15 protein-coding genes are annotated in these 22,273 nt (G+C 72.6%); 7 read left to right on the top strand and 8 right to left on the bottom strand.

What is annotated here, in order from left to right; all coding sequences use genetic code 11:
• Positions 1–9 precede the first annotated feature (9 nt).
• Entirely contained in the window at positions 10–936 is a 927-nt protein-coding gene (locus AC067U_RS00630) for a serine/threonine dehydratase (RefSeq protein ID WP_478827414.1), read from the top strand.
• Positions 937–996: 60 nt separating this feature from the next.
• Here the strand turns inward: AC067U_RS00630 and AC067U_RS00625 are convergent, their stop codons facing one another.
• Genes AC067U_RS00625 through AC067U_RS00615 form a run of 3 tightly spaced genes read right to left on the bottom strand, consistent with a single transcriptional unit; the run spans position 997 to position 5,208 of the window.
• Positions 997–2,325 carry a serine/threonine-protein kinase gene (locus tag AC067U_RS00625; protein ID WP_478827413.1) on the bottom strand — a complete coding sequence of 443 codons (1,329 nt, stop codon included), beginning with the start codon at positions 2,323–2,325 and terminating at the stop codon, positions 997–999.
• Positions 2,315–4,453, bottom strand: coding sequence for an AIPR family protein (locus AC067U_RS00620; RefSeq protein ID WP_478827412.1), 2,139 nt, complete (start codon positions 4,451–4,453; stop codon positions 2,315–2,317). Before AC067U_RS00620 ends, AC067U_RS00625 begins: the two co-directional genes overlap by 11 nt.
• Positions 4,450–5,208 carry an SAVMC3_10250 family protein gene (locus AC067U_RS00615; protein WP_478827411.1) on the bottom strand — a complete coding sequence of 253 codons (759 nt, stop codon included), beginning with the start codon at positions 5,206–5,208 and terminating at the stop codon, positions 4,450–4,452. Before AC067U_RS00615 ends, AC067U_RS00620 begins: the two co-directional genes overlap by 4 nt.
• 190 nt (positions 5,209–5,398) lie before the next feature.
• Between AC067U_RS00615 and AC067U_RS00610 the strand changes: the two genes are divergently transcribed.
• The 3 genes from AC067U_RS00610 to AC067U_RS00600 all read left to right on the top strand — a co-directional run bounded on the left by AC067U_RS00610 (position 5,399) and on the right by AC067U_RS00600 (position 11,104).
• Positions 5,399–8,470, top strand: coding sequence for an alpha-mannosidase (locus AC067U_RS00610; protein WP_478827410.1), 3,072 nt, complete (start codon positions 5,399–5,401; stop codon positions 8,468–8,470).
• A gap of 144 nt (positions 8,471–8,614) precedes the next feature.
• Positions 8,615–10,642 carry an oxidoreductase gene (locus tag AC067U_RS00605; protein WP_478827409.1) on the top strand — a complete coding sequence of 676 codons (2,028 nt, stop codon included), beginning with the start codon at positions 8,615–8,617 and terminating at the stop codon, positions 10,640–10,642.
• A 48-nt stretch (positions 10,643–10,690) separates the two neighbouring features.
• Positions 10,691–11,104, top strand: coding sequence for a PaaI family thioesterase (locus AC067U_RS00600; RefSeq protein ID WP_478827408.1), 414 nt, complete (start codon positions 10,691–10,693; stop codon positions 11,102–11,104).
• A gap of 19 nt (positions 11,105–11,123) precedes the next feature.
• Here the strand turns inward: AC067U_RS00600 and AC067U_RS00595 are convergent, their stop codons facing one another.
• The 5 genes from AC067U_RS00595 to AC067U_RS00575 all read right to left on the bottom strand — a co-directional run bounded on the left by AC067U_RS00595 (position 11,124) and on the right by AC067U_RS00575 (position 18,481).
• Positions 11,124–12,317: a cytochrome P450 gene (locus tag AC067U_RS00595; RefSeq protein WP_478827407.1), complete on the bottom strand. Its 1,194-nt coding sequence runs from the start codon at positions 12,315–12,317 to the stop codon at positions 11,124–11,126.
• Positions 12,307–13,035, bottom strand: coding sequence for a cyclodityrosine synthase (locus AC067U_RS00590; protein ID WP_478828246.1), 729 nt, complete (start codon positions 13,033–13,035; stop codon positions 12,307–12,309). The genes AC067U_RS00595 and AC067U_RS00590 overlap by 11 nt, the downstream gene beginning before the upstream one ends.
• A gap of 310 nt (positions 13,036–13,345) precedes the next feature.
• On the bottom strand, positions 13,346–14,623 hold the full coding sequence (locus AC067U_RS00585) for a serine hydrolase domain-containing protein (protein WP_478827406.1): 1,278 nt from the start codon (positions 14,621–14,623) through the stop codon (positions 13,346–13,348).
• Positions 14,624–15,023: 400 nt separating this feature from the next.
• Entirely contained in the window at positions 15,024–15,809 is a 786-nt protein-coding gene (locus tag AC067U_RS00580; RefSeq protein ID WP_478827405.1) for a carbonic anhydrase, read from the bottom strand.
• Positions 15,810–15,913: 104 nt separating this feature from the next.
• Entirely contained in the window at positions 15,914–18,481 is a 2,568-nt protein-coding gene (locus AC067U_RS00575; protein ID WP_478827404.1) for a SpoIIE family protein phosphatase, read from the bottom strand.
• Positions 18,482–18,865: 384 nt separating this feature from the next.
• Between AC067U_RS00575 and AC067U_RS00570 the strand changes: the two genes are divergently transcribed.
• The 3 genes from AC067U_RS00570 (at position 18,866) to AC067U_RS00560 (ending at position 22,174) form a co-directional block, all read left to right on the top strand.
• Positions 18,866–20,320, top strand: a complete 1,455-nt coding sequence (locus AC067U_RS00570) for a glyceraldehyde-3-phosphate dehydrogenase (RefSeq protein ID WP_478827403.1) — start codon at positions 18,866–18,868, stop codon at positions 20,318–20,320.
• A gap of 698 nt (positions 20,321–21,018) precedes the next feature.
• Positions 21,019–21,258, top strand: a complete 240-nt coding sequence (locus AC067U_RS00565; protein WP_478827402.1) for a hypothetical protein — start codon at positions 21,019–21,021, stop codon at positions 21,256–21,258.
• Between the two features lie 109 nt (positions 21,259–21,367).
• On the top strand, positions 21,368–22,174 hold the full coding sequence (locus AC067U_RS00560; protein ID WP_478827401.1) for a hypothetical protein: 807 nt from the start codon (positions 21,368–21,370) through the stop codon (positions 22,172–22,174).
• Positions 22,175–22,273: the final 99 nt, after the last annotated feature.

Below are 22,273 nucleotides of genomic sequence, written 5' to 3'. Positions count from 1 at the left end.
GGAGCCCCCGTGGAACAGCACCTCGACCACGCCGCGGTCCGCGCCGCCGCCGCCCGCATCGCCGGACACGTCCGCCCGGTCTCCGTCGTCCCCGCAGCCGACGGCGTCTGGTACGCCCTCGAACACCTCCAGCACACCGGATCCTTCAAGGCCCGCGGCGCCCGCAACTTCCTCGCCGCGCACGCCGACGCCGGAGCCCTGCCCGAGGCCGGGGTCACCATCGCCTCCGGCGGCAACGCCGGACTGGCCTGCGCCTGGGCCGCCCGGGACCTGGGCGTGCCCGCCACCGTCTTCGTGCCGGTCACCGCCCCGCGGGTCAAGGTCGAGCGGCTGCGCCGCTACGGCGCGGACGTCCGGCTGACCGGCGACCGCTACGCCGAGGCCCTCACCGCCTGCCGCGCGTTCGCCGACGGCAGCGGGGCCCTGCTCAGCCACGCCTACGACCACCCGCTGATCGCGGCCGGCGCCGGAACCCTCCTGGAGGAGATCCGCGCCGGACTGCCCGGCCTGGACACCGTGGTCGTCGCGGTCGGCGGCGGCGGCCTGTTCGCGGGCGTGGTCACGGCCGCACGCGCGTACGGCGTACGGGTGGTCGCCGCGGAACCGGAGAACTGCCGCGCCCTGCACGCCGCCCTGGAGGCCGGCCGACCGGTCGACGTCCCGGTGTCGTCCGTGGCCTCCGACTCCCTCGGTGCCACCCGGGTCTCCCGGGACGCCCTGGACGCCGCCCGGCTGGGCAGGACGGACGCCGTCCTCGTCCCGGACACCGCCATCACCGAGGCCCGGCGCGCCCTGTGGGAGGAACACCGCCTCGTGGTGGAACCGGGCGCGGCCACCGCCCTCGCCGCCCTGCGCACCTTCCCCGAACCGCCGGGCGACCGCGTCGCCGTCCTCCTGTGCGGCGCCAACACCGACCCCTCGGACCTGATGTCCTGAGCACGGCGCGGCACGTTCGCCACCCCCGCCTGCGGCCGCCCCCTCCCGCGGACGTCGGCGTCAGCAGAGCCGACGGATGGTGTTCAGCGCGGCCCGCACCTCGGCCGTCTCCACCGAGTCCGGCCCGAAGGCCGACTCCACGGCCGCATGGACCTCCGCCAGCGCCTCCAGGGCCGGACCCCACTCCCTCGCCTCGGTCAGCAGCAGCCCCACCTGCCGCCGGACGTCCAGCAGCAGGCGGGCGTCCGCCGACGGCACCGCCAGGTCCGAGGCCAGGGCCCGGAACTCCTTGAGGGCCGTCGCCGTGTCCCCCAGGTAGCGACGGCAGGTCGCGGCCCGGGCCCGGTACGCGGCGGCAGCGGACGGCGCCGGGCGGTCCGCCGCCGTACCCTCGGCCAGCGCCAGGTATTCCGGCAGGGCGGCGCCGAACCTTCCGTCCGCGAACAGCACCGCCGCCCGCTCGGCGCGCAGCTCCGACGGCAGCGGCCCGGGGACGGCCGCACGGGCCGGGACCGGAGCCCTCGCCGTCCCGGAGCCGGCCGTGTGCCCGGCCAGCAGGTCCCGCAGCTCGCCCGCCGAGCCGGGCCGGCCGGACGGGTCCTTGGCCAGAGTCGCCAGGACCAGGTCGTCCAGCCCCGGGTCGATCTCCGGGCAGTGCACCCGCAGGGGGAGCGGCGCCCGGGAGGCGTGGTCGCGCATCACCTGACTCGGCGGCCCGGTGAACGGGGGCTGCCCGGCGGCCATGTGGTACAGGACGCAGCCCAGCGAGTAGAGGTCGCCGGCCGGGCCGACACCGAGGGGCGAGTCGAACTGCTCCGGTGCCATGTAGCCGACGGTCCCCACCACGTCCCCGGCGGTGGTGAGCCGGGGGTGGTCGGAGCCGAACACCGCGGCGGTCCCGAAGTCGACCAGCTTCACCCGGTCGCCGGTGGTGAGCATGATGTTCGAGGGCTTGAGATCACGGTGGATGACCGGTTCGCCGTGCAGCAGGCCGAGCACCTCGCAGATCTGGATGCCGACCGACACCCACCGCTCGGCGGGCAGCCGGTGGTGCCGCTCCAGGACCGCGTCGAGGTCCTCGCCCACCACCAGCTCCATCACCAGGTACAGGTGGGCCGCGTCGGCACCCAGCCGGGCGTCGTAGAGCACCGGAATGGAGGGGTGGCTGAACCGGGCGATGAGCCTGGCCTCCCGCCGGAACCGCTCCCGGAACATCTCCGGCCGCTTCCCCCGGGCGCCCGGCGCCAGCCGGTACGGCTGGATGAGCTTCACCGCGGCCGTCCGCCGCAGCTCCCGGTCGAAGGCGTGCCAGACCTGCCCCATGGACCCTTCGCCGAGCAGGGTGCGCAGCTCGTACCGGCCGTCCAGGACCTGGGTGTCAGGGAGCATCGGCACCGTCCCCCGCCGGGCCGTCACCGGTCAGCCCGGCCGCCATGTCCACCAGCGACCCGTGACCCGGCACGAACCAGCGGACGGCGCCCTGGACCACCGCCGGTGCGTCCGTCCACCCCGCGTCCTGCCAGATCCGCAGGACCAGACCGGCCGGCGAGTAGTTCCTCCCGTCGACGTCCCACACCAGCGGCCCGCGGGGGTCGTTGACCCAGGTGGCGAGGAACCGGGCGGGGTCCGAGCCGACCCAGGTGCCCACCGCCTGCTCCTCCGCGGCCGTGGTAGGCCGGTACACGAGGCGGGTGCCGTCCCGCACGACCCCGCGGGCCACCAGCAGGCGGACGGGGTTCGGCCGGCGGGTACGCCGGGCCGCGGCGGGCACCGGATCCCCGGCGCCGGCCTCCCCGGAGAACGCGTCCACCACGCCGTTCGCCAGCTCACGGCACCGGTCCGGGTCGGAGAACACGTTCGCGATGAACACGTGCGGACCGTAGAGCCGGTCCACCAGGGGGATCAGCAAGGACAGTGCGCGACCGGTGCGCTCCAGCACCCCCTCCAGACGGTCCTCCCAGCCGCTGCCGGTGTCGCCGACGCCGTCGAGTCCGACGACGCGGAACACGATGTGCGTGATGAGCAGGTACGCGTGGTCACAGACGGCGCGGGCCCGCGGGGGCAGGCTGTGCGTCAGCTCCCCGAGCGACTGCCGGACGGCGCGCATCAGCAGTACGGAACGCCAGATCCGCAGGGCCCCGGGGCGCGGGGTGCCGAACAGCCGGGCGTACGCCCCGTCGGGCGTCCGGCGCCACAGGAGGTCGCCGTCGCGCAGCAGCCGGGCGGACAGCGAGCCGTCGGGGTGAGCGCAGGCGAGCGCGTACGCCGCTTCGGCCACCGTGCACCCCACCGCCGGCGCGGGGTCCAGCGACCCGCGCTTGAGGACGTACTCCTTGTCCAGCAGGACGGAGAACTCATCCCGGATCTCCAGCTGTTGCGGATCCAGTGCCACGAAGTCGCGGGCCTCGATGCGGTTCTGGGTGTTCGTCGCCGAGGTGATCTCCGAGGCCAGCGCCTCCGAGGCGCCCTCGACGCAGATCACCCGGACCATGACGCGGGCCTCGGCCACGGCCCCGGGATCGGTCGCGAACACCTGGGCGACCGATCCGACGGTCTGGGCGCCGTTGACCACGCTCGCGCCCACCAGCTCCAGCCGGGCGGGCTGCCCCACCGCGCGGCGTCCGAAGTACTCGACCCGGACCCGCTCGCACAGCACCGTGATGCCGTTGTTGAAGTACCAGAACGCGTCCGGACGGTCCCGAAGGCTCTTCACCAGACCGGAGTTGACCGCGCTGTCCCCGAGGTGGCGGCGCAGGTTGCCCTCGAACAGCCGCTCCCCGTGGAGCTGGTACCACCGGGCCAGCTCGTCCGCCGCCACCGTGCCCACGTACGCCTGGTAGGGGGCGGGCATCGCGAACCAGCCGTCGGCCAGGGTGACCGGGAGGGTCAGCGGCCCGGGGGCGGCGTCCCGGCGGGCGGCGGAGTGGAAGTCCGCGAGGCCCAGGACCCGCACGTCGACCACTTCCCCGACGGCGTTGAACTCCGCCACCGCGTGCCGCAGCACGGCCTCCGCCTCCGCGGAGAGGTGGCCTTCGCCCGTCACCGCGGCCACCACGTGGATCCTGACGTCAGGCCGGACGAGCAGCTGGCCCACCCGGTCGGCGAGCCGCAGGAACCGCTGGTCGAACCGGTCGAACTGCATCTCGGCCAGCCGGCGCAGCGCCGCCGCCATCCGGTGCGCGTCCTCGGCCCGCAGCAGGGCCGTGCCGCGGTCGCTCCACCGTGACTGCACCAGCCAGATCTCCGGGGTGGCCAGGGAGAACCCGATCGCGTCGATGCCCCCGTCGTCCGGACCGTCGATCACCGCCGCCGCCGCGGCCTCGGTGGTGCAGTCGGTCACGATCCGCACCGCCTTGGCGGCGAGGGCGCGGGGGAGGAACACCGCCTCGCGTTCCCCGGCCGTCAGGCCGTCGCCGTCGCCCGGGTCGAGGAGCCCGCCGAACTCCTTGGTGAGGGCCCGGTGGACGAACCGGACGCGGGCGTCCTCCGGTTCGGGCGCGGGCATGTGGTCGCTCACGGCAGGTCGGGAGCGACTTCCACGGTCAGCGGGCTGGCCACGACACAGCGCGGGGTGCCCGGGTCCGCAGCCGGGAGCACCGTGAGCCGTGCGTAGCCGCGCATCCACACGGCCGTGCCGTCGAGCACCGGGCTCCGGTCGATCGCCCGCAGGAGAGCCGCCACCCCGTGCCGGCCCACCGGGCCGACGGCCTCCCCGGACGGTGCCCGGTCGCCGACGGGCGGTTCCGCTCCGTCGGCGGGCGGGTGCGAGGCAGCAGCGAGGGCTTGCACCACCCGTCCGGCATGGGTGAGGAAGACGCTGCCGTAGCTGGACCCGCAATCGAACTGCTCCAGGGGCGGGCCCTCGACGGGGACGGGCGCGTGGCCGAGCAGGTGACGGGCCGAGCCGTGCATCAGGAGCCGGCAGCCGGCCTCCCGGTCGTGGACCGGTTCCCGGCCCGGAGCGGTGTCGGCGAAGAGGACGAGGTTGCGGTAGGCCCCGCCGAGGGTGACGCAGTGCAGCGGTGCCTCGAACTGCACCCACTGGCCGGGCCGCAGGTCAGGCTCGGCGAACCAGCGGGCCGACTCGTGCAGGTGCCGGTCCACCCGGTCCAGCCGGCGTAATCGCTGCTGCTCCTCGTCCACCGTCGGCGCGTCGACGTCAATGCCGCCGACCGGTGTGGTCAGGCGGAGGGCCCCGGCGCGGGGAGCCCGACGGGCCGTGGGCACGAACTGCCGCAGCTTGCCGTCCGACAGATAGATCAACTCGCGCACTGCGGCCCCCGTCTCGACTGCCCGCTCGGTACGCCCATCCTGCCACCGGGTGCCGGCGGAGGGCAGGCGGTTCGGGCGGGAAGATCCCGCACCCGTGACGACGCCCTCGTACGTCCGCACACGGGTGCCGTGGAACCGCCGCCGGATTCTGCTAGAAGGACGGAACACCACGGATGGAAGGGCGGCCGCCATGCACGACGACCGGAGCGTCACCGAGCAGCGTCTCCGCCGGGTGCTCGCGGAGCGCGTCGGGCCCGCCGTCCGCGGTGCCCGTGTCCCCCTGTCCGTCGGACGCTGGGACGTCCCGGGCGAGCCCGTCGGGGTCGCCGGGGCCCTGGCCGCGCCCTACCGGCCCTGCGCCGTCGGCGACGCGTGGGGGCCGGCCTGGGGGACCACCTGGTTCCGGGTGACCGGCACGGTGCCGGTCGGCTGGGCCGGCAGGACCGTCGAGGCCGTACTCGACCTCGGATTCGACCGGATGATGCCCGGCTTCCAGTGCGAGGGACTGGTGCACCGCGCCGACGGCAGCGAGGTCAAGGGGCTCCACCCGCTCAACGACCGGGTGCGGGTGGCCGAGGCGGCCGTGGGCGGCGAGCGGGTCGAATGGTACGTGGAGGCCGCCGCCAACCCCGTGCTGACCGCCCACGCCCCCACCGCCGAGGGGGACCGGCTGACCAGCGGAGACCAGCCCCTCTACCGGCTCGCCCGGATGGACCTCACCGTCCTGGAGACCGAGGTCTGGGAACTGCTCCAGGACCTCGACGTCCTCCAGGAGCTGATGGCACAGCTCTCCACCGCCGACGCCCGGCGGTACGAGATCCTGCGTGCCGTCGAACGGGCCCTGGACACCCTCGACCTCGGCGACCTCCCGGGCACGGCGCCCGCGGCCCGGGCCGCGCTGCGCCCGGTACTGGCCGCGCCGGCCGCCGCCTCCGCGCACCGGATCAGCGCCGTCGGGCACGCGCACATCGACTCGGCCTGGCTGTGGCCGCTGCGCGAGACCGTCCGCAAGGTGGCGCGCACCACCGCCAACGTGCTCGACCTGATGGCGGACCATCCGGAGTTCGTGTTCGCCATGTCCCAGGCCCAGCAGTTCGCCTGGCTGAAGGAGCACCGGCCGGGACTGTTCGCGCGGATCAAGGAGCGGGTGGCGGAGGGCCGGTTCGTGCCGGTCGGCGGGATGTGGGTGGAGTCCGACACCAACATGGTCGGCGGCGAGGCGATGGTGCGTCAGTTCCTCTACGGGAAGAGGTTCTTCCTGGAGGAGTTCGGCATCGAGACCGAGGAGGTCTGGCTGCCCGACTCCTTCGGCTACAGCGCCGCGCTGCCGCAGATCGTGAAGCTCTCCGGCTCGCGCTGGTTCCTCACCCAGAAGATCTCCTGGTCGCAGGTGAACGCCTTCCCGCACCACACCTTCCGGTGGGAGGGCATCGACGGCACCCGGATCTTCACCCATTTCCCGCCCGTCGACACCTACAACAGCGACCTCGGACCCGCCCAGCTCGCCCACGCCGCCCGCAACTACCGCGAGAAGGGCCGGGGTTCGCGCTCCCTGGTGCCCTTCGGCTGGGGCGACGGCGGTGGCGGCCCCACCCGAGAACACCTGGCCCGCGCAAGGAGGCAGCGGGACCTGGAGGGCTCCCCGCGGGTGGCGGTCGAACGCCCCTCGGACTTCTTCGAGAAGGCCCGCGCAGAATACCCCGACGCGCCCGTCTGGGCCGGCGAGCTCTACCTGGAGCTGCACCGCGGCACGTACACCTCGCAGGCGAAGACCAAGCAGGGCAACCGGCGCGCCGAATCACTGCTCCGCGAGGCCGAACTGTGGGCGGCCACGGCGGCCGTCCGGGTGCCCGGCCACCGCTACCCGTACGAGGAGCTGGAGCGGATCTGGAAGACGGTCCTCCTCCACCAGTTCCACGACATCCTGCCCGGCTCCTCCATCGCCTGGGTGCACCGGGAGGCCCGCACCGCGTACGAGACCGTACGGCGGGAACTGGAGGCGGTCACCGCCGCCGCCCAGGAGGCGCTGGCCGGCCCGGGGGGCATGGAACTCGTCTTCAACTGCGCCCCGCACGCCCGCCGGGGCGTACCGGCCGGGGGCGCCGCCGCACCGGCCCCGGCCGGTGACCCGGTCACCGCGGAGCCGCGCCCCGGCGGCGGCCACGTGCTGGCCAACGGCCGGCTGCGGGTGGCGATCGACGCCCGCGGCCTGGTGGTCTCCGTCCACGACCTGGCGGCCGACCGCGAGGCCCTCGCCCCGGGAACGGCCGCCAACCTGCTCCAGCTCCACCCCGACTTCCCGAACATGTGGGACGCCTGGGACGTCGACCCCTTCTACCGGAACACGGTCACCGACCTCGTGGAGCTCGATTCCCTGGAGGTCACCCGCACCGGCCCGGACGCGGCCACGGTCACCGCCACCCGCTCCTTCGGCGAGGGCTCGACCGCCGTCCAGTCGATGACCCTGAGCTCCGGCTCCGCCACCCTCGACATCACCACCGAGATCGACTGGCAGGAGACCGAGAAGTTCCTCAAGGCCGCCTTCCCGCTGGACGTGGCGGCCGAACGCAGCGCGGCCGAGACCCAGTTCGGGCACGTCCACCGGCCCACCCACACCAACACCTCCTGGGACGCAGCCCGGTTCGAGATCTGCGCGCACCGCTGGATCCGGGTCGCGGAGCCGGGCTGGGGCGTCGCACTCGTCAACGACTCCACCTACGGGCACGACGTGACCCGGGACGTCCGGCCCGACGGCGGGGTGACCACCACCGTCCGGCTCTCGCTGCTCCGTGCCCCGCGCTACCCGGACCCGGAGACCGACCGGGGCCGCCACGTCCTGCGCTTCGCCCTGGCCCCGGGTGCCGGCGTGATCGACGCCGTGCGCGAGGGCCACTGGATCAACCTGCCGGAGCGCACCCTGCGCGGCGCCGGGCCGGTCGCCCCGCTGGTCGTGGTGGACGACCCGGCCGTGGTCGTCGAGGCGGTCAAACTCGCCGAGGACCGCAGCGGTGACGTGGTCGTCCGGCTCTACGAGTCCCTGGGCGGCCGCGCGCGCACCGTCCTGCTGCCGGGCTTCAAGATCACCGGGGCGACGGAGACCGACCTCCTGGAACGCCCCATGGCAGTCACCGCCCCGGAACCCACCGCCCTGGGCGCCCCGGAGCCGGACGGCTCGCTGCCCCTGAGCCTGCGCCCCTTCCAGATCGTCACCCTCCGCCTGCACCGCTCCGAGCCCGCGGGGGAGGGGCGTAGGGACGTGTGAGCTCCGCCACGGCCGGCAGGCCGGGGGCCGCCCCTGGCCGGGCGTGCCGCCCCGGCCCTCGCCGGAGGCATTGTGCACCTAGTTGCATAACCGGGTTCGCCTCGCTACAACAGGGTGACCACATCCGCGCGAGGAGGCGCCGCCATGTCCACCCCCCAGAGCCAGTACCCGCACCTGCTGAGCCCCCTGGACCTCGGCTTCACCACCCTGCCGAACCGCGTGATCATGGGCTCGATGCACACCGGCCTGGAGGAGCACGAGCGCGGCTTCGAGCGACTCGCCGCCTTCTACGCCGAGCGCGCCCGCGGCGGGGCCGGCCTCATCGTCACCGGCGGCATCGCCCCCAACGACGCCGGCCGCCCCTTCGAGGGCGGATCCCGCCTCACCACCGAGGAGGAGGCCGCCGAGCACCGGGTCATCACCGAGGCCGTGCACGCCGAGGGCGGGAAGATCGCGATGCAGATCCTCCACTTCGGCCGGTACGCGTACCACGCGGACCTGGTCGCCCCCTCCGCCCTGCAGGCCCCCATCAGCCCCTTCGTGCCGAACGAGCTCAGCGACGACGAGGTCGAGCAGACCGTCGAGGACTTCGTCCGCGCCGCCCGCCTCGCCCGGCTCGCCGGCTACGACGGCGTCGAGATCATGGGCTCCGAGGGCTACCTGATCAACGAGTTCATCGCCGCCGCCACCAACCGCCGCACCGACCGTTGGGGCGGCTCGTACGAGAACCGGGTCCGCTTCCCGCTGGAGATCGTCCGCCGCACCCGTGAGGCCGTCGGCGAGGACTTCATCATCGTCTACCGGCTCTCCATGCTGGACCTGGTCCCCGGCGGCTCCACCCTCGACGAGGTCGTGCACCTCGCCAAGGAGATCGAGGCGGCCGGCGCCACCATCATCAACACCGGCATCGGCTGGCACGAAGCCCGCATCCCCACCATCGCCACCTCCGTCCCGCGCGGCGCCTACACCTGGGTCACCCAGAAGCTGATGGGCGCGGTGGGCGTGCCGCTCGTCACCAGCAACCGCCTCAACACCCCCGAGGTCGCCGAGCAGGTGCTCGCCGAGGGCCGCGCCGACCTGGTCTCGCTGGCCCGCCCGTTCCTCGCCGACGCCGCGTTCGTCAACAAGGCGAAGGCCGGTGCCGCGGACACCATCAACACCTGCATCGGCTGCAACCAGGCCTGCCTGGACCACACCTTCAGCGGGAAGATCACCAGCTGCCTGGTCAACCCGCGCGCCTGCCACGAGACCGAACTCGTCCTCCTGCCCACCCGGACGAAGAAGCGCGTCGCCGTCGTCGGCGCCGGCCCGGCCGGCCTGGCCTGCGCCGTCTCCGCCGCCGAACGCGGCCACGCCGTCACCCTCTTCGAGGCCTCCGGCCACATCGGCGGGCAGCTCGACATCGCCCGCCGGATTCCCGGCAAGGAGGAGTTCGAGGAGACCATCCGCTACTTCGGCGGGCAGCTCGCCGCACACGGCATCGAGGTCCGGCTGAACACCCGTGCCGACGTTCCCGCCCTCACCGGCTACGACGAGGTGGTCGTCGCCACCGGTGTCACCCCCCGCATCCCGGAGATCGAGGGCGTCGAGGGCCCCAACGTGGTCAGCTACCTCGACGTCCTCCGCGACGGCGCGCCCGTCGGCGAGCGCGTCGCCGTCCTCGGTGCCGGCGGCATCGGCTTCGACGTCGCCGAATACCTCACCGACAGCGGCGAGGGCGCCGCCCAGGACCCCGCCGTCTACTTCCGGCACTGGGGCGTGGACACCTCGTACGAGGCGGCGGGCGGCCTGACCGCCCCCAAGCGGCCGGCCGCCCCCCGGACCGTCACCCTGCTCCAGCGCAAGACCACCAAGGTCGGCGCCGGGCTGGGCACCACCACCGGCTGGATCCACCGCGCCGAGCTCAAGCACCGCGGGGTCACCACGGTGGCCGGGGCCACGTACGAGCGCATCGACGCCGACGGCCTGCACATCACCGTCGGCGGCGAACCGCACCTGGTGCCCGCCGACACCGTCGTGCTGTGCACCGGCCAGGAACCGCGCCGCGGCCTGTACGAGGAGCTCCGCGCGGCCGGCATCGAGGCGCACCTCATCGGCGGCGCCGACGTGGCCGCCGAACTCGATGCCAAGCGCGCCATCAAGCAGGGCACCGAACTGGCCGCCTCGCTCTGACCCGTCCGGGGTGTTGTGGCGGTCCCCCCGGGCCGCCACAATCACCGGGTGACCCTCGCACCCGCTGAAGCCGACAAGATCCTCGCCGACAACTTCGCCCCCTGGGTGCTCGACCTGGGCCTGAGCGTCCAGGAGACCGGGCCGACGCACGCCCTGCTCCGGCTGCCCTGGTCGGACCGGCTCGCCCGGGACGGGGGCGGCCTGTCCGGCCAGGCCATGATGGCCGCGGCCGACACCGCGACGGTCATCGCGATCTCGGCCGCCCGCGGCGCCTACGGGCCGATGACCACGGTCCAGCAGTCGACCAGCTTCCAGCGCCCGGTCGTCGGCGCCGACCTGCTCATCGACGTACGGATCACCAAGCTGGGCAAGCGGATGGCCTTCGCGGACATCACCCTGACGCCGGACGGCGCGCAGGAGCCGGCCGCGAAGGCGTCCACCGTCTACGCCCTGCTGGGCTGAACCCCCCGCTCGGGACGGGCTACCACATCACCGGCATGCGCTCGGGGATCCGCTTCATGAAGCGGGTCCGCCACACCAGCTGGTCGACCGGCACCGCGAGCTTCATCTCGGGCATCTTGTCGAGCAGCGTCTCGATGGCGATCTCGGCGTGCTTCTTGCCGAGCGCGGTGGCCGGGCAGTAGTGGCCGCCGCCGCCGAAGGAGAGGTGCGTGTGGTTGTTCGGGCGCTCCAGGTCGATCTCGTCCGGGTTCTCGAACGCCTCCGGGTCGAAGTTGGCGCCCTCGACCAGCACCAGCACCAGCTCGCCCTTCTTCACCAGGACGTCGCCGAGCTGCATGTCCTCGGTGGCCAGCCGCGGCAGGCCGTCCGCGATGGACAGGTTGATGCGCAGCAGCTCGTCGAGCGCCGCCGGGATCTTCGACCGGTCGGCCTTGAGCTCCTCCCAGAGCTCGGGGTGCTGGAGCAGCGAGAAGATCGCCATGGTCAGGAAGCCCATGGTGGAGATCACGCCGGCACCGAAGAAGGTCACGCCGACCGTCGCGAGCATCTCGTCGGTCAGGTGGGCGTAGTCCGGGTCCTCGCGCAGCGCGGCGAGCTCGGCCATCAGCCCGTAGGTGGCGGGGTCGTCGAGCCGCTCCACCATGTAGGCCATGTCCCGGTCCCAGTTGAGCTTGGCACCGGTGACGGGGCAGGCCGAGTTCATGAACGCGATGTCCAGGCTGGCCGCCAGCTTCTGCGCGTCCTCGAAGGGGATGCCCAGGATCCGGCAGTGCATCGCCTCCGAGTACGGGCTGGTGAACGCGGCCCGCAGGTCCACCGGGGCACCGGTGGCGAGGATCTTCTCGACCAGCTCGGCGGCGTTCGCACGCATGTAGTCGACCAGGCCGTCGGCCTTGGGGTTGATGGCCTTGAGCACGGCCTTGCGCAGCCCCGCGCCGGTGATGTTGCCCATGTTGTTCACGACCTCGGGCGGGATCGTGAGCGCGTACTGCCGGGGCACGCCCGGCGCCGAGGTCTCCTTGAGGCTGAACCTCGGGTCCTCCAGGACCTGCTTGCACAGCTGATAGGAGGAGACGAGCCAGGCTTCGTCGCCGGCTATCGTCCGGACCTTCTTGACCGGCTCGGAACGCAGCGCCTCGATCTCCGCGGGCAGCCGGTCACCGCGCGAGTCGAACGGGAAGTCGATCAGCTCGGGCAGCGTCTCAACGGACATCGGAGGCTCCTTCGGCGGGCGTGATGATGGCGTGGCCCTGGTTTCTGGAGGCACGCAGACCGGCGCCCCGGGAGTACAGCAGCTCGGCCATCGGCAGGAGCTGGTGGTAGCAGTTGAGCGAGGACGGAACCCCGAAGATGGCCGGGGTGTCCAGGAAGAGCGGGGCCTCGGCGCAGATGTACTTCAGGCACACCTCGCGCTGCCGCTGGGTGCTGGGTTCCCCGTTGGACTTGGTGGACAAGAAGTACGTGGCGAGTTCCTCGCAGATACGCCTGAACTCATGGTCCGTGTCGAGCAGTTTGGTGATCCGGGCGTGGATCTCGCGGTACGCGTCGTTCTCCAGGAACTCGGAGAGCTTGCGCGCCCGGATCCGTCCGTCGCCCGGATCGAGTTCGGCCGCCGCGTTCTGGACCTTGGCCCGGACGCCGCGCAGGTTCTTGACGGCCTTGCGCTGGGCATCGACCTCGTCGTAGCCGAACGCCTCGTACATCTCGGCCACATGGAGGTCGGTGTACAGGATGTCGACCTCGCTGAAGTTCTCGAACCCCCATCGTCCGAGATCCAGCACCCGCTGAGCGGAGAAATAGCTGTTGCCGGGCGATATGCCGATCAGGGCATGATCCCCCGCTGCATGGATAACCTCGCAGTGCAAAGTGTAAGGCTGAACGTCAAACAGTTCAGTGGCGGTCTTTGTCGCTGTCGTTGTCGTTGTGGTCAACGTCGTCAACGGAGAGCGTCCTCCGCGTCGCTAGTCCCGAGGGGCCTCGTGCCCATGGTGTGGCGACGACGCCGTGAAGTTAACGAGCGAGCACGGAGCGTGTCAACGCCGTCTTGTGAAAAGCGTGTTGCCTGTGGCTACCACCTTGTTTGGCCTGGTCAGGGCTACCGCGGAGTAGCGCCGCGGCGGGATGACGGAACGCCAGGGAAACGCCAAGTGACGGAAATGGAACGACACATGGCGGGAACCGAACGGCGGAGTGCGCAACCGGACCCGGTCGTACGCACTCCGCCGCCGCTGCCTAGAATGTTCAGCGCGCGTTGCGCTCCGGCAGGTCGACCTCCGCCGGGGCGAGCACCGCCGAGGCGGAACCCCGCTCGGTGGCCGCGAAGCCGCGCGCCGTTCCCGCCGCCTGCTTGGCCGGAGCCTTGCCGCAGAACGCCGCCTCCAGGGTGCCGCCGAGCGCCGTGTTGGCCGACCCCCGGTTGGAGGTGTTCGCCATCGCGGCCAGGCTGCTCCGGCCGTCCCGGGTGCTGAACGCATAGGTGTAGAAACCCTGCACGGTGCCCGTGTGCCCGTAGACCGAAGTGCCGCAGGACAGGTCGTAGCGGCGCAGGCCCAGCCCGTAGTGCCGGGTCTTCGCCGCGTCGGTCGGGGTCATCTTCAGCATCTCGTCGAGCTGCTCGGCGGGCAGCAGCCGCCCGCCGAGCAGCGCCGAGGTGAAGGTGTTCAGATCGGCCGGGCTGGAGATGACCGCTCCGGCGGACTGCGCCCAGGACACCGTCTGCTCGGTGGAGTCCACGAGCGGCGCGCCGGCCTCGTCCGGGTGCAGGTAGCCGCGGGCGTGCGTGCCCTTGATGCGCGTGTCCGGGTGCACGTAGGAGGTGTTCTTCAGCTTCAGCGGCTTGAAGATGCGGTTCTCGTACGCCTTGGCGACCGGCTTGCCGGTGATCTGCTCGATCAGCATGCCCACGACCACGAAGTTGGTGTTCGAGTACTTGTACGCCACGCCGGGCTCGGTGGTGCGCGGCTTGGTCAGCGACAGCTCGACCAGTTCGCGGTAGGTGAACCGCTTGTTGCGGACCGCCTCGAAGCCGGGGACGGTCTGCTGGAACATGTCCTCGGTGTAGTCCCACAGCCCGCTGCGGTGGGTGAGCAGGTGCCGGACGGTGATCCGGTCGTCCGGCAGCAGCTTCGGGAGGTGCTGGTTCACCGGGTCGTCCAGCTTGATCCTGCCCTCGGCCACCAGCTGGAGCAGCACCACCGAGGAGAACGTCTTGCTGACACTGCCCACCCGGAAGCGCGCCTTCGGGTCCATCGCCGCACCCGAGACCCGGTCGCGGACGCCCGCGGTCTCGGTCACCACGCCCTCCGGCCCGGTGTAGCGGGCCATCGCACCCGGCGCGCCCTCGGTCATGGTGTTGCGGAGGACCTGGGCCAATGCGGCGGAATCGGCCGTTCCGGCGACGGGCGGCGCGGAGACGGCGGAGGCCGCGGACGCGGCCGGGGCCAGACCGGCCACCAGCGCCAGCGCGACGGCGGAAACGGTCACACCACGGCGGGCGGACGGACGAACGGACAGGGCCATGACGCTCCTTGACTCGTGATCAGTTGCAATCACCGCAGAGCCTACGGAAGATCACGACCGGACCCCGCACAGCCGCGTCGTGGCCTTGCCACGGACTCGTCGCGGAACCGTCACCGCCGCATCACCACGCCTGCCCGTACGGCGTAGTGCGAGAGCGTCGCACCTGGTCAGCGGCCGTATGACGGCAGTAGCCGGAAGGGCCCCCGCATGTCGGGGTGAACGGCCTGGCAGGCAACCACTCCCACCCGACCGGGCGGGCCCGCACCCGCCACCGGATCGCCCACCTCCGCCCCCCCCCGCACGGCCACGACACCCGCGACCGGGTCGACCCACGTCCGCACGGCGATTCGCACCCCCACCCGCACCCCCATGGCCCTACGCCCCCGCACCCCGACACCGCCTAACCGACCTGGTGCACCCGCTGGCTGCCGAGTTCGTACCGGGCGCCGATGACGGCCAGCCGCTTCGCGGCGATCCGGGCCGTCAGGTCCGGCTCGGACGCCAGCCGTGCCCGGACCCGCAGCACGTTGGCGGTGATCGCGGCATCCACCCGTGCGTCCCCCCGGAGCTTCCGGTCGATCGCGGGGCGGATCTGCTCGACCAGGTACTGCATGTGGGCGGGCAGTTCCGCGCCCGTCCCGTCCGCGTGGACCGCGGCCGCGACGGCCCCGCACGACTGGTGCCCCAGCACCACGACCAAGGGGATGTCCAGCTCCAGGATTCCGTACGCGATGCTGCCGAGCACCGCTTCGTCGAGCACCTGCCCCGCCGAACGCACCGTCAGCAGATCGCCGAGTCCCTGGTCGAAGACCAGCTCGGGCGGCACCCGGGAGTCGACGCAGCCGAGCACCACGGCGAACGGGTGCTGCCCGCCGAGCAGGGCCCGCCGTACCGTGCGCGTCTCGTCCGGGTGCGTCTCGTGCAGGGTCCGCCAGCGCCGGTTCCCCGCCGCAAGTTCGCGCAGCGCCGAGTCCGGGGTGGCCGGAACCGCTTTCGCCGTACCCGTACCCGTACCCGTACCCGTGCTCGCGGCGCCCGAGCTGCCGCTGCCGGTGCCGGACGCGGCCGGGCCGGGGCCGGAGAGCAGCCCGGCGCTCAGCACCGCGGCGCCGGTCAGGACGGTCCGCACCAGCCGCCTGCGCCCCGGGGACTGGTCGGCCTCAGGGGGTTCCGCTTCGCCCGTCATGGCCGGTCACGGTAGGCGCTCGCGGACCGGGGAGGGCGCCCGGCGCGGGGTCCGTCCCGAAGGTTGGCCCATCCTGAGCACACCGGTCACACCTGCGGAGGCCCTCAGTCGGCGGCGTCCCACAGCGCCCGGAAGCCGGGGAACCCGGACGGGGAGCCGGTCCCGCCGCCCTCCGCCTCCGGGAAGGCCTGCTCGGCCCAGATGGTCTTGCCGCGGTCGTGGTAGCGCGTGCCCCACAGCTGGGTGAGCTGCGCGACCATGAACAGGCCCCGGCCGCCCTCGTCGGTCTCCAGCGCCCGCCGGATGTGCGGGGAGGTGCTGGCGCCGTCGGACACCTCGACGATCAGCTCGCGGTCCCGGACGAGACGCAGCCGCACCGGTGGACTCCCGTACCGGACGGCGTTCGTGACCAGCTCGCTGACCACCACCTCCGTAGCGAAGGACAGTTCCTCCAGTCCCCATTCCGCCAGCTTCGCCGTGGCGAGCGCCCGGGCCCGGGCCACCTCCGCCGGCTCCGCCGCCAGCTCCCAGCTCACCTGGTGGTCCTCGTCCAGCCCGTGCACCCGCACCATCAGCAGGGCGGCGTCGTCGTGCGGCAGGGTCGGCAGCAGTTGGCCCATCAGGCGGTCGCAGGCCGCATCGAGTCCGCCGCCGGCCCCGCGCGTCCCGCCGCTCCCGCCGGTCCCGCGCGTCCCGCCGGTCCCGCCGTCCTCCTCGGCCCGGAGGTCCGACAGCGCGGAACGGAGCCGTTCCTGCCCCGCGGCCAGGCTCTCCTCCTCCGCCGTCACCAGGCCCTCGGTGTAGAAGGCCAGTACCTGGCCCTCGCCCAGGGTCACCTCCCGGCTCTCGAACGGCAGTCCGCTCCGGCCGAGGGCCGGACCCTCCGGCAGCTCCAGGAACTCCACCGACCCGTCCGCCGACACCACCGCCGGCGCCGGATGCCCGGCGCGGGCCAGGCCGCACCGCCGCGAGACCGGATCGAAGACCGCGTACACGCAGGTGGTGCCCGCCGCGCCGCTGCCCGCGAGCCCCTGCCCGTGCTCGTCGTGGAACCGGTTGACCTGGTCGTCCAGCCGGGCCAGCAGCTCCTCGGGCGCCAGGTCCAGGTCCGCCAGGGTCCGTACGGCGGTCCGCAGCCGGCCCATCGTCACCGCCGCGTGCAGCCCGTGCCCCGCCACGTCACCCACCACCAGGGCGACCCGGGCGCCGGACAGCGGGATGACGTCGTACCAGGCGCCGCCCAGCACGGTGTGTCCGGTGGCCGGAACGTAGCGGGCCACGGCGTCCACCGCCCCGAGGTCCGGCAGCCGCTGCGGCAGCAGACTCCGCTGGAGGGCCAGCGCCGTGGTGCGCTCCCGGGTGTAGCGGCTCGCGTTGTCGATGCAGACGGCGGCCCGCGCCACGAACTCCTCGGCCAGCATGACGTCGTCGGGCTCGAAGGGGTGCGCGCGTTCGGACCGCATGAACACGGCCGTGCCCAGCGCGGCCCCGCGCGCGAACATCGGCACCAGCAGCCACGAGTGCACCCCGTACTCCCGCACCAGTTCGGCCCGCGCGGGGTCGACGGGGGCGAACTCGGCGATCAGCTCCTCCCCGTTCATCAGCCGGGGCTCGCCGCCCGCGAGGGCGAGCCGGGTCGGCGACCCGCGCGCCGAGGCGTGCGCGTCGACCTCGCCCAGCGGGACCATGGCCTCGCTGCGGGCCGCCGCCGCCACCGAGCTGGCGGCCCGGCGCAGCGGAACCCAGTCGGCGGTCGGCCCCGCCGTCGGTTCCTCGCCGCCGAAGACCGGATCCAGCAGGTTGACGTAGGCCTGGTCGGCGAACTCCGGAACGGCCACGTCCATCAGCTCCTGCGCGGTCCGCAGCACGTTCAGGGTGGTGCCGATCCGGGCGCTCGCGTCGTTGACCAGCGCCAGGCGTTCCCGGGCCCTGGCCCGGTCCGTCGCGTCGACCACCACGTGCGCCAGTGCGATCACTTCCCCGGACCGGCTGCGCAGCGGCAGGATCGACTCCGACCAGACGCTCTCCCGGTCCGGGTCCGCCAGGGTGCGGCCGCGCACCTCCTCGGCGATCTGCGCCTGGCCGGTCTCCAGGACGCGCCGCTGGCGGGCCTCGAAGGCGGCCAGGTCCAGCAGGCCGGGCGGGGCCGCCTCGGCCATGGTGCGCCCGGCGAAATCGGTGCCGGCGAAGGTCCCGGTGGCGCGCTGGGCCGCGTTCTGCGCCACGAAGCGCAGGTGGGTGTCGAAGATGTCGATGACCGCCGGGGAATCGGTGAACATGCCCCTGAGCAGGGCGTCGCCCAGCTCCTGCCGCCGGGCGGCCTCGCTCTCCACGATCTGCACCAGCCACTGCCGGTCCCCGCCGGTGGCCATCAGGGGGCGCGCCCGCAGGGTCACCTCCACCGGGTGTCCGGTGCGGTGCCGCAGGACCGCCCGGCCCAGGTCGGCCACCGGGTCCGTACCGCACCGCGCCATGATCGCGGCGGCGTCCGAGCGCGTGTACAGCAGCTCCGTCGCGCGCCGCCCGCGGAGTTCCTCCGCGGACCAGCCGAGCAATCCCTCCGCCCCCGGCCCGAGGCCCAGCAGCACTCCGTGCACGTCCAGCAGGGCGTAGGTCTCGTCGCCCGACTCGGTGAAGACTCCGGAAGGATCATGGAACAGCGGGTCGTGCATCACTCCGCCCTACTCCGTGCCGGTCCCGCTGCAATTGTCCCTTCCGGTGCCGTCCGGCGCAGCCCGGTCGCCCGGGGGCAGGCGGGGTGGAAGCCGGGCGGAAGAGTGCGGTGCTCCGCCCGCCGAACGCCGCGCTCGGCGGGCGGAGCCTCCGGGTCCTCCTGCCGTGAGAGTCGCCGAGTGGCCGGAGGCCGGGCACTGCGCAGTGGATCATTCAAGAGGTGGAACCGCCGGTGAACCTCGCATATGCGTGCTGATCGGCGGGATCTGACCGGCTCTTGCGGGTGGTGTCATCGGCCCCCGTCCCGCAGGGCGGGACTGCTGGAAGGATCAGAGGAAGGTCGGGTTAGCATATGAGCACCGCCTAGCTCGAAAGATGAACCTGTGACTGCCAAAGAGGACTCGTTCACCAGCTGGAAGAACCGCGAGGAGATCGCGGAGTCGATGATCCCGATCATCGGGAAGCTGCACAGGGAGCGGGACGTCACGGTCCTGCTCCACAGCCGCTCCTTGGTGAACAAGTCGGTGGTCAGCATTCTCAAGACCCACCGGTTCGCCCGCCAGATCGCCGGCGAGGAGCTCTCGGTCACCGAGACCTTCCCCTTCCTGCAGGCCCTGACGACCCTGGACCTCGGTCCCTCCCAGATCGACCTGGGCATGCTCGCGGCCACCTACAAGGCCGACGACCGCGGCCTGTCGGTCGAGGAGTTCACCGCCGAGGCCGTGGCCGGTGCCACCGGCGCCAACAAGCTCGAGCGCGGCGCCGGCCGTGACGTCGTCCTCTACGGCTTCGGCCGCATCGGCCGCCTCGTCGCCCGCCTGCTCATCGAGAAGGCCGGCTCCGGCAACGGCCTGCGCCTGCGCGCCATCGTCGTCCGCGGTGGCGGCGGCCGGGCCGCCGAAGATCTCGTCAAGCGCGCCTCGCTGCTGCGCCGCGACTCCATCCACGGCCAGTTCCAGGGCACGATCACGGTGGACGAGGAGTCCAGCACGATCTTCGCCAACGGCAACGCCATCCGGGTGATCTACGCCAACGACCCGTCCGAGGTCGACTACACGGCGTACGGCATCAAGGACGCCATCCTCATCGACAACACCGGCAAGTGGCGGGACCGCGAGGGCCTCTCCAAGCACCTGCGCCCCGGTATCGACAAGGTCGTGCTGACCGCGCCCGGCAAGGGCGACGTCCCGAACATCGTCCACGGCGTCAACCACGACATGGTGAAGCCCGACGAGCGCATCCTGTCCTGCGCCTCCTGCACCACCAATGCCATCGTCCCGCCGCTGAAGGCGATGGACGACGAGTACGGCGTGCTGCGCGGCCACGTGGAGACCGTCCACTCGTTCACCAACGACCAGAACCTGCTGGACAACTACCACAAGGCCGACCGCCGCGGCCGTTCCGCGCCGCTGAACATGGTCATCACCGAGACCGGTGCCGCCTCGGCCGTCGCCAAGGCGCTGCCGGACCTCAAGGCCCCGATCACCGGAAGCTCGATCCGCGTCCCGGTGCCGGACGTCTCGATCGCCATCCTCAGCCTGCGCCTGGGCCGCGAGACCACCCGCGAAGAGGTCCTGGAGTACCTCCGCGACGTCTCGCTGAACTCGCCGCTGAAGCGCCAGATCGACTTCACCACGGCGCCCGACGCCGTCTCCATGGACTTCGTCGGCTCCCGCCACGCGTCCATCGTCGACGCCGGCGCCACCAAGGTGGACGGCGACAACGCGATCCTCTACCTCTGGTACGACAACGAGTTCGGCTACTCCTGCCAGGTGATCCGGGTCGTCCAGCACGTCTCCGGCGTGGAGTACCCGACCTTCCCGGTCGCCGGCGTCTGAGCCTGATCCGGAAGGTTCTTTCCTGACGGAAGAACCTGACGGAAGAAGGGGCGGCGCCCGGTGCCATCACGGCACCGGGCGCCGCCCCTTTTCCGTTCCCATGCCGCGGTATGGCGCATTCCGCCCCGCTTCGATCCGCGGATCCGGTCAATTCCGCCCCCGTCCGTGGAGACTCCGTGCCGCGACGGGTGGACAGACGTCCGCACATGACACCGGGAGGGACCGGTGTGGGTCTCTCGGCCGGGTCCGTCAGCGTGACGAACAAGGTGCAGGGCACCATCGGCTTCTCCGGAGGGCGCAAGCTCACCGTCACGCGCTGGGGGTGAACCCTCGCGGTGCGTGACTTCCGCCGGCCTGCCGAGAACCTGCACAACTGTGCATGAGTTCGGCAGCCGCCTTCTCCCGTTCCCCGAATCGCCGCACAGGGCCGGGCGGGGAGCGCGGAGGAGAAGTGCGGTTTTGTCCGGCACGTTCCGTGAGCGTGCCGGACCCCGCACATCCGTTACCCGATCCTGCGAAGACGTTGTCGGCATTCCGTGAATGTAGCTGCACGGCGGCCTTTCGTCGTGAACGCCGCATCCGGATGACCCGTCAACTCAATTGGCCCGGCACCTCCTTGGCGTGCTTTCATCTGCCCACCGCGGACCTGGAATTTCCACCGCGGTCGTGCAATCAGTGATGGAAGAAAGGTGCGCGCAATGCGTAACGACCTCGAGACCCGTGAGATCGCCGACACCGAGCTGGACGCCGTCTCCGGCGGTGTGATCAGCATCAACGGCGGTCTGGCCGGCGCCGTGACCGGTGACGTCAGCACCGTCCTGGGCACCGTCGGTTCCCTGGAGACCGTCCAGGGCGTCCAGGGCCTCGTCTCCTACGCCCCCGGCCTGGTCTCCGGGATCACCGGCGTCTCGGTGAACACCGGTATCGCCGGTCTCTGACAGGAAACACCCGCAATTCCAGTGAACCCCGGAGGATCCCCCACGGCTTCCGGGGTTCACGCCCCCCCCGCATCCCCGAACCGGCCGTTTGCGCTTGAAGGAACAGTCCGTGCAGTTTCGCCAAAAGGCTCTGTCCAAGCTGCAATCGCCCGAAGAACTCGATCTCCCCGTACGCTTCGCGCGCCCGCAGGGCCGGCTCGCCCTGGCCGTCACCGTCCTCGTCACGGCAGCCGCCACCGCCTGGGCCCTCACCGGCACCGTGGCCGCCAAGCTGACCGCCCCCGGGGTCCTCACCCACGCCGAGGGCAGCTACACCGTGCAGAGCCCGGTCGCCGGCCAGGTCACCGGAGTCCTCGCCGAGGAGGGCCGGTTCCTCACCCCCGGAGCCCCGCTGCTCACCGTCCGGACGGAGCGGGGCGAGTCGACCGTACGCGCCGTGGCCGGCGGGCGGCTGCGGACGCTGGCGGCCCGGACCGGAGCGGTGGTCGCCACCGGAGCCGACGTGGCGACCCTGGAACGCGTCACGGACCCGGACGCCCCCCTCGTCGCCGTGCTGTACGTGGCCACCGGCCGCGCCCCGGCGATCCCGCTCGGCGCACGGGTCGACCTGAGCCTCCCGTCCGCACCCCAGTCCCGGTACGGCGTGCTGCGCGGCCGGGTCGAGGCGGTCGGCCGGACGCCCCGCACCCCCGAGCAGATCGGCGCCTTCCTCGGGGACGCCCGGCTCGCCGGACAGTTCTCCCGACAGGGCGACCCCGTCGCGGTGGTGGTCAGCCTGGAGCGTTCCGCCCGCACCGCGTCCGGCTACGCCTGGTCCACCGCCGACGGCCCCCGCCACCCCCTCGACCCCGCCACCCCGGTCACCGGCGCCGTACACCTCCCCGCGCAGCGCCCCGTCGACTGGCTCCTGCCGTGAGCCGAAGGCACGCCCCGCAGGGCCGACACATCCCACAGGGCCGACGCGCCCCGCAGCGCCGCCGGGCCCCGCAGGGCCGCACCCCCCGTCCCGTCCGCA

This window comes from Streptomyces sp. NPDC043853, from assembly GCF_056436025.1.
This window is presented reverse-complemented; position numbering and strand designations above follow the sequence as displayed.

Bases quoted from the DNA above. Each gene is read 5' to 3' on its own strand.
- AC067U_RS00625 (WP_478827413.1), bottom strand. From the start codon at position 2,325: ATGCTCCCTGACACCCAGGTCCTGGACGGCCGGTACGAGCTGCGCACC.
- AC067U_RS00610 (WP_478827410.1), top strand. From the start codon at position 5,399: ATGCACGACGACCGGAGCGTCACCGAGCAGCGTCTCCGCCGGGTGCTC.
- AC067U_RS00605 (WP_478827409.1), top strand. From the start codon at position 8,615: ATGTCCACCCCCCAGAGCCAGTACCCGCACCTGCTGAGCCCCCTGGAC.
- AC067U_RS00595 (WP_478827407.1), bottom strand. From the start codon at position 12,317: ATGTCCGTTGAGACGCTGCCCGAGCTGATCGACTTCCCGTTCGACTCG.
- AC067U_RS00585 (WP_478827406.1), bottom strand. From the start codon at position 14,623: ATGGCCCTGTCCGTTCGTCCGTCCGCCCGCCGTGGTGTGACCGTTTCC.
- AC067U_RS00580 (WP_478827405.1), bottom strand. From the start codon at position 15,809: ATGACGGGCGAAGCGGAACCCCCTGAGGCCGACCAGTCCCCGGGGCGC.
- AC067U_RS00575 (WP_478827404.1), bottom strand. From the start codon at position 18,481: ATGCACGACCCGCTGTTCCATGATCCTTCCGGAGTCTTCACCGAGTCG.
- AC067U_RS00565 (WP_478827402.1), top strand. From the start codon at position 21,019: ATGCGTAACGACCTCGAGACCCGTGAGATCGCCGACACCGAGCTGGAC.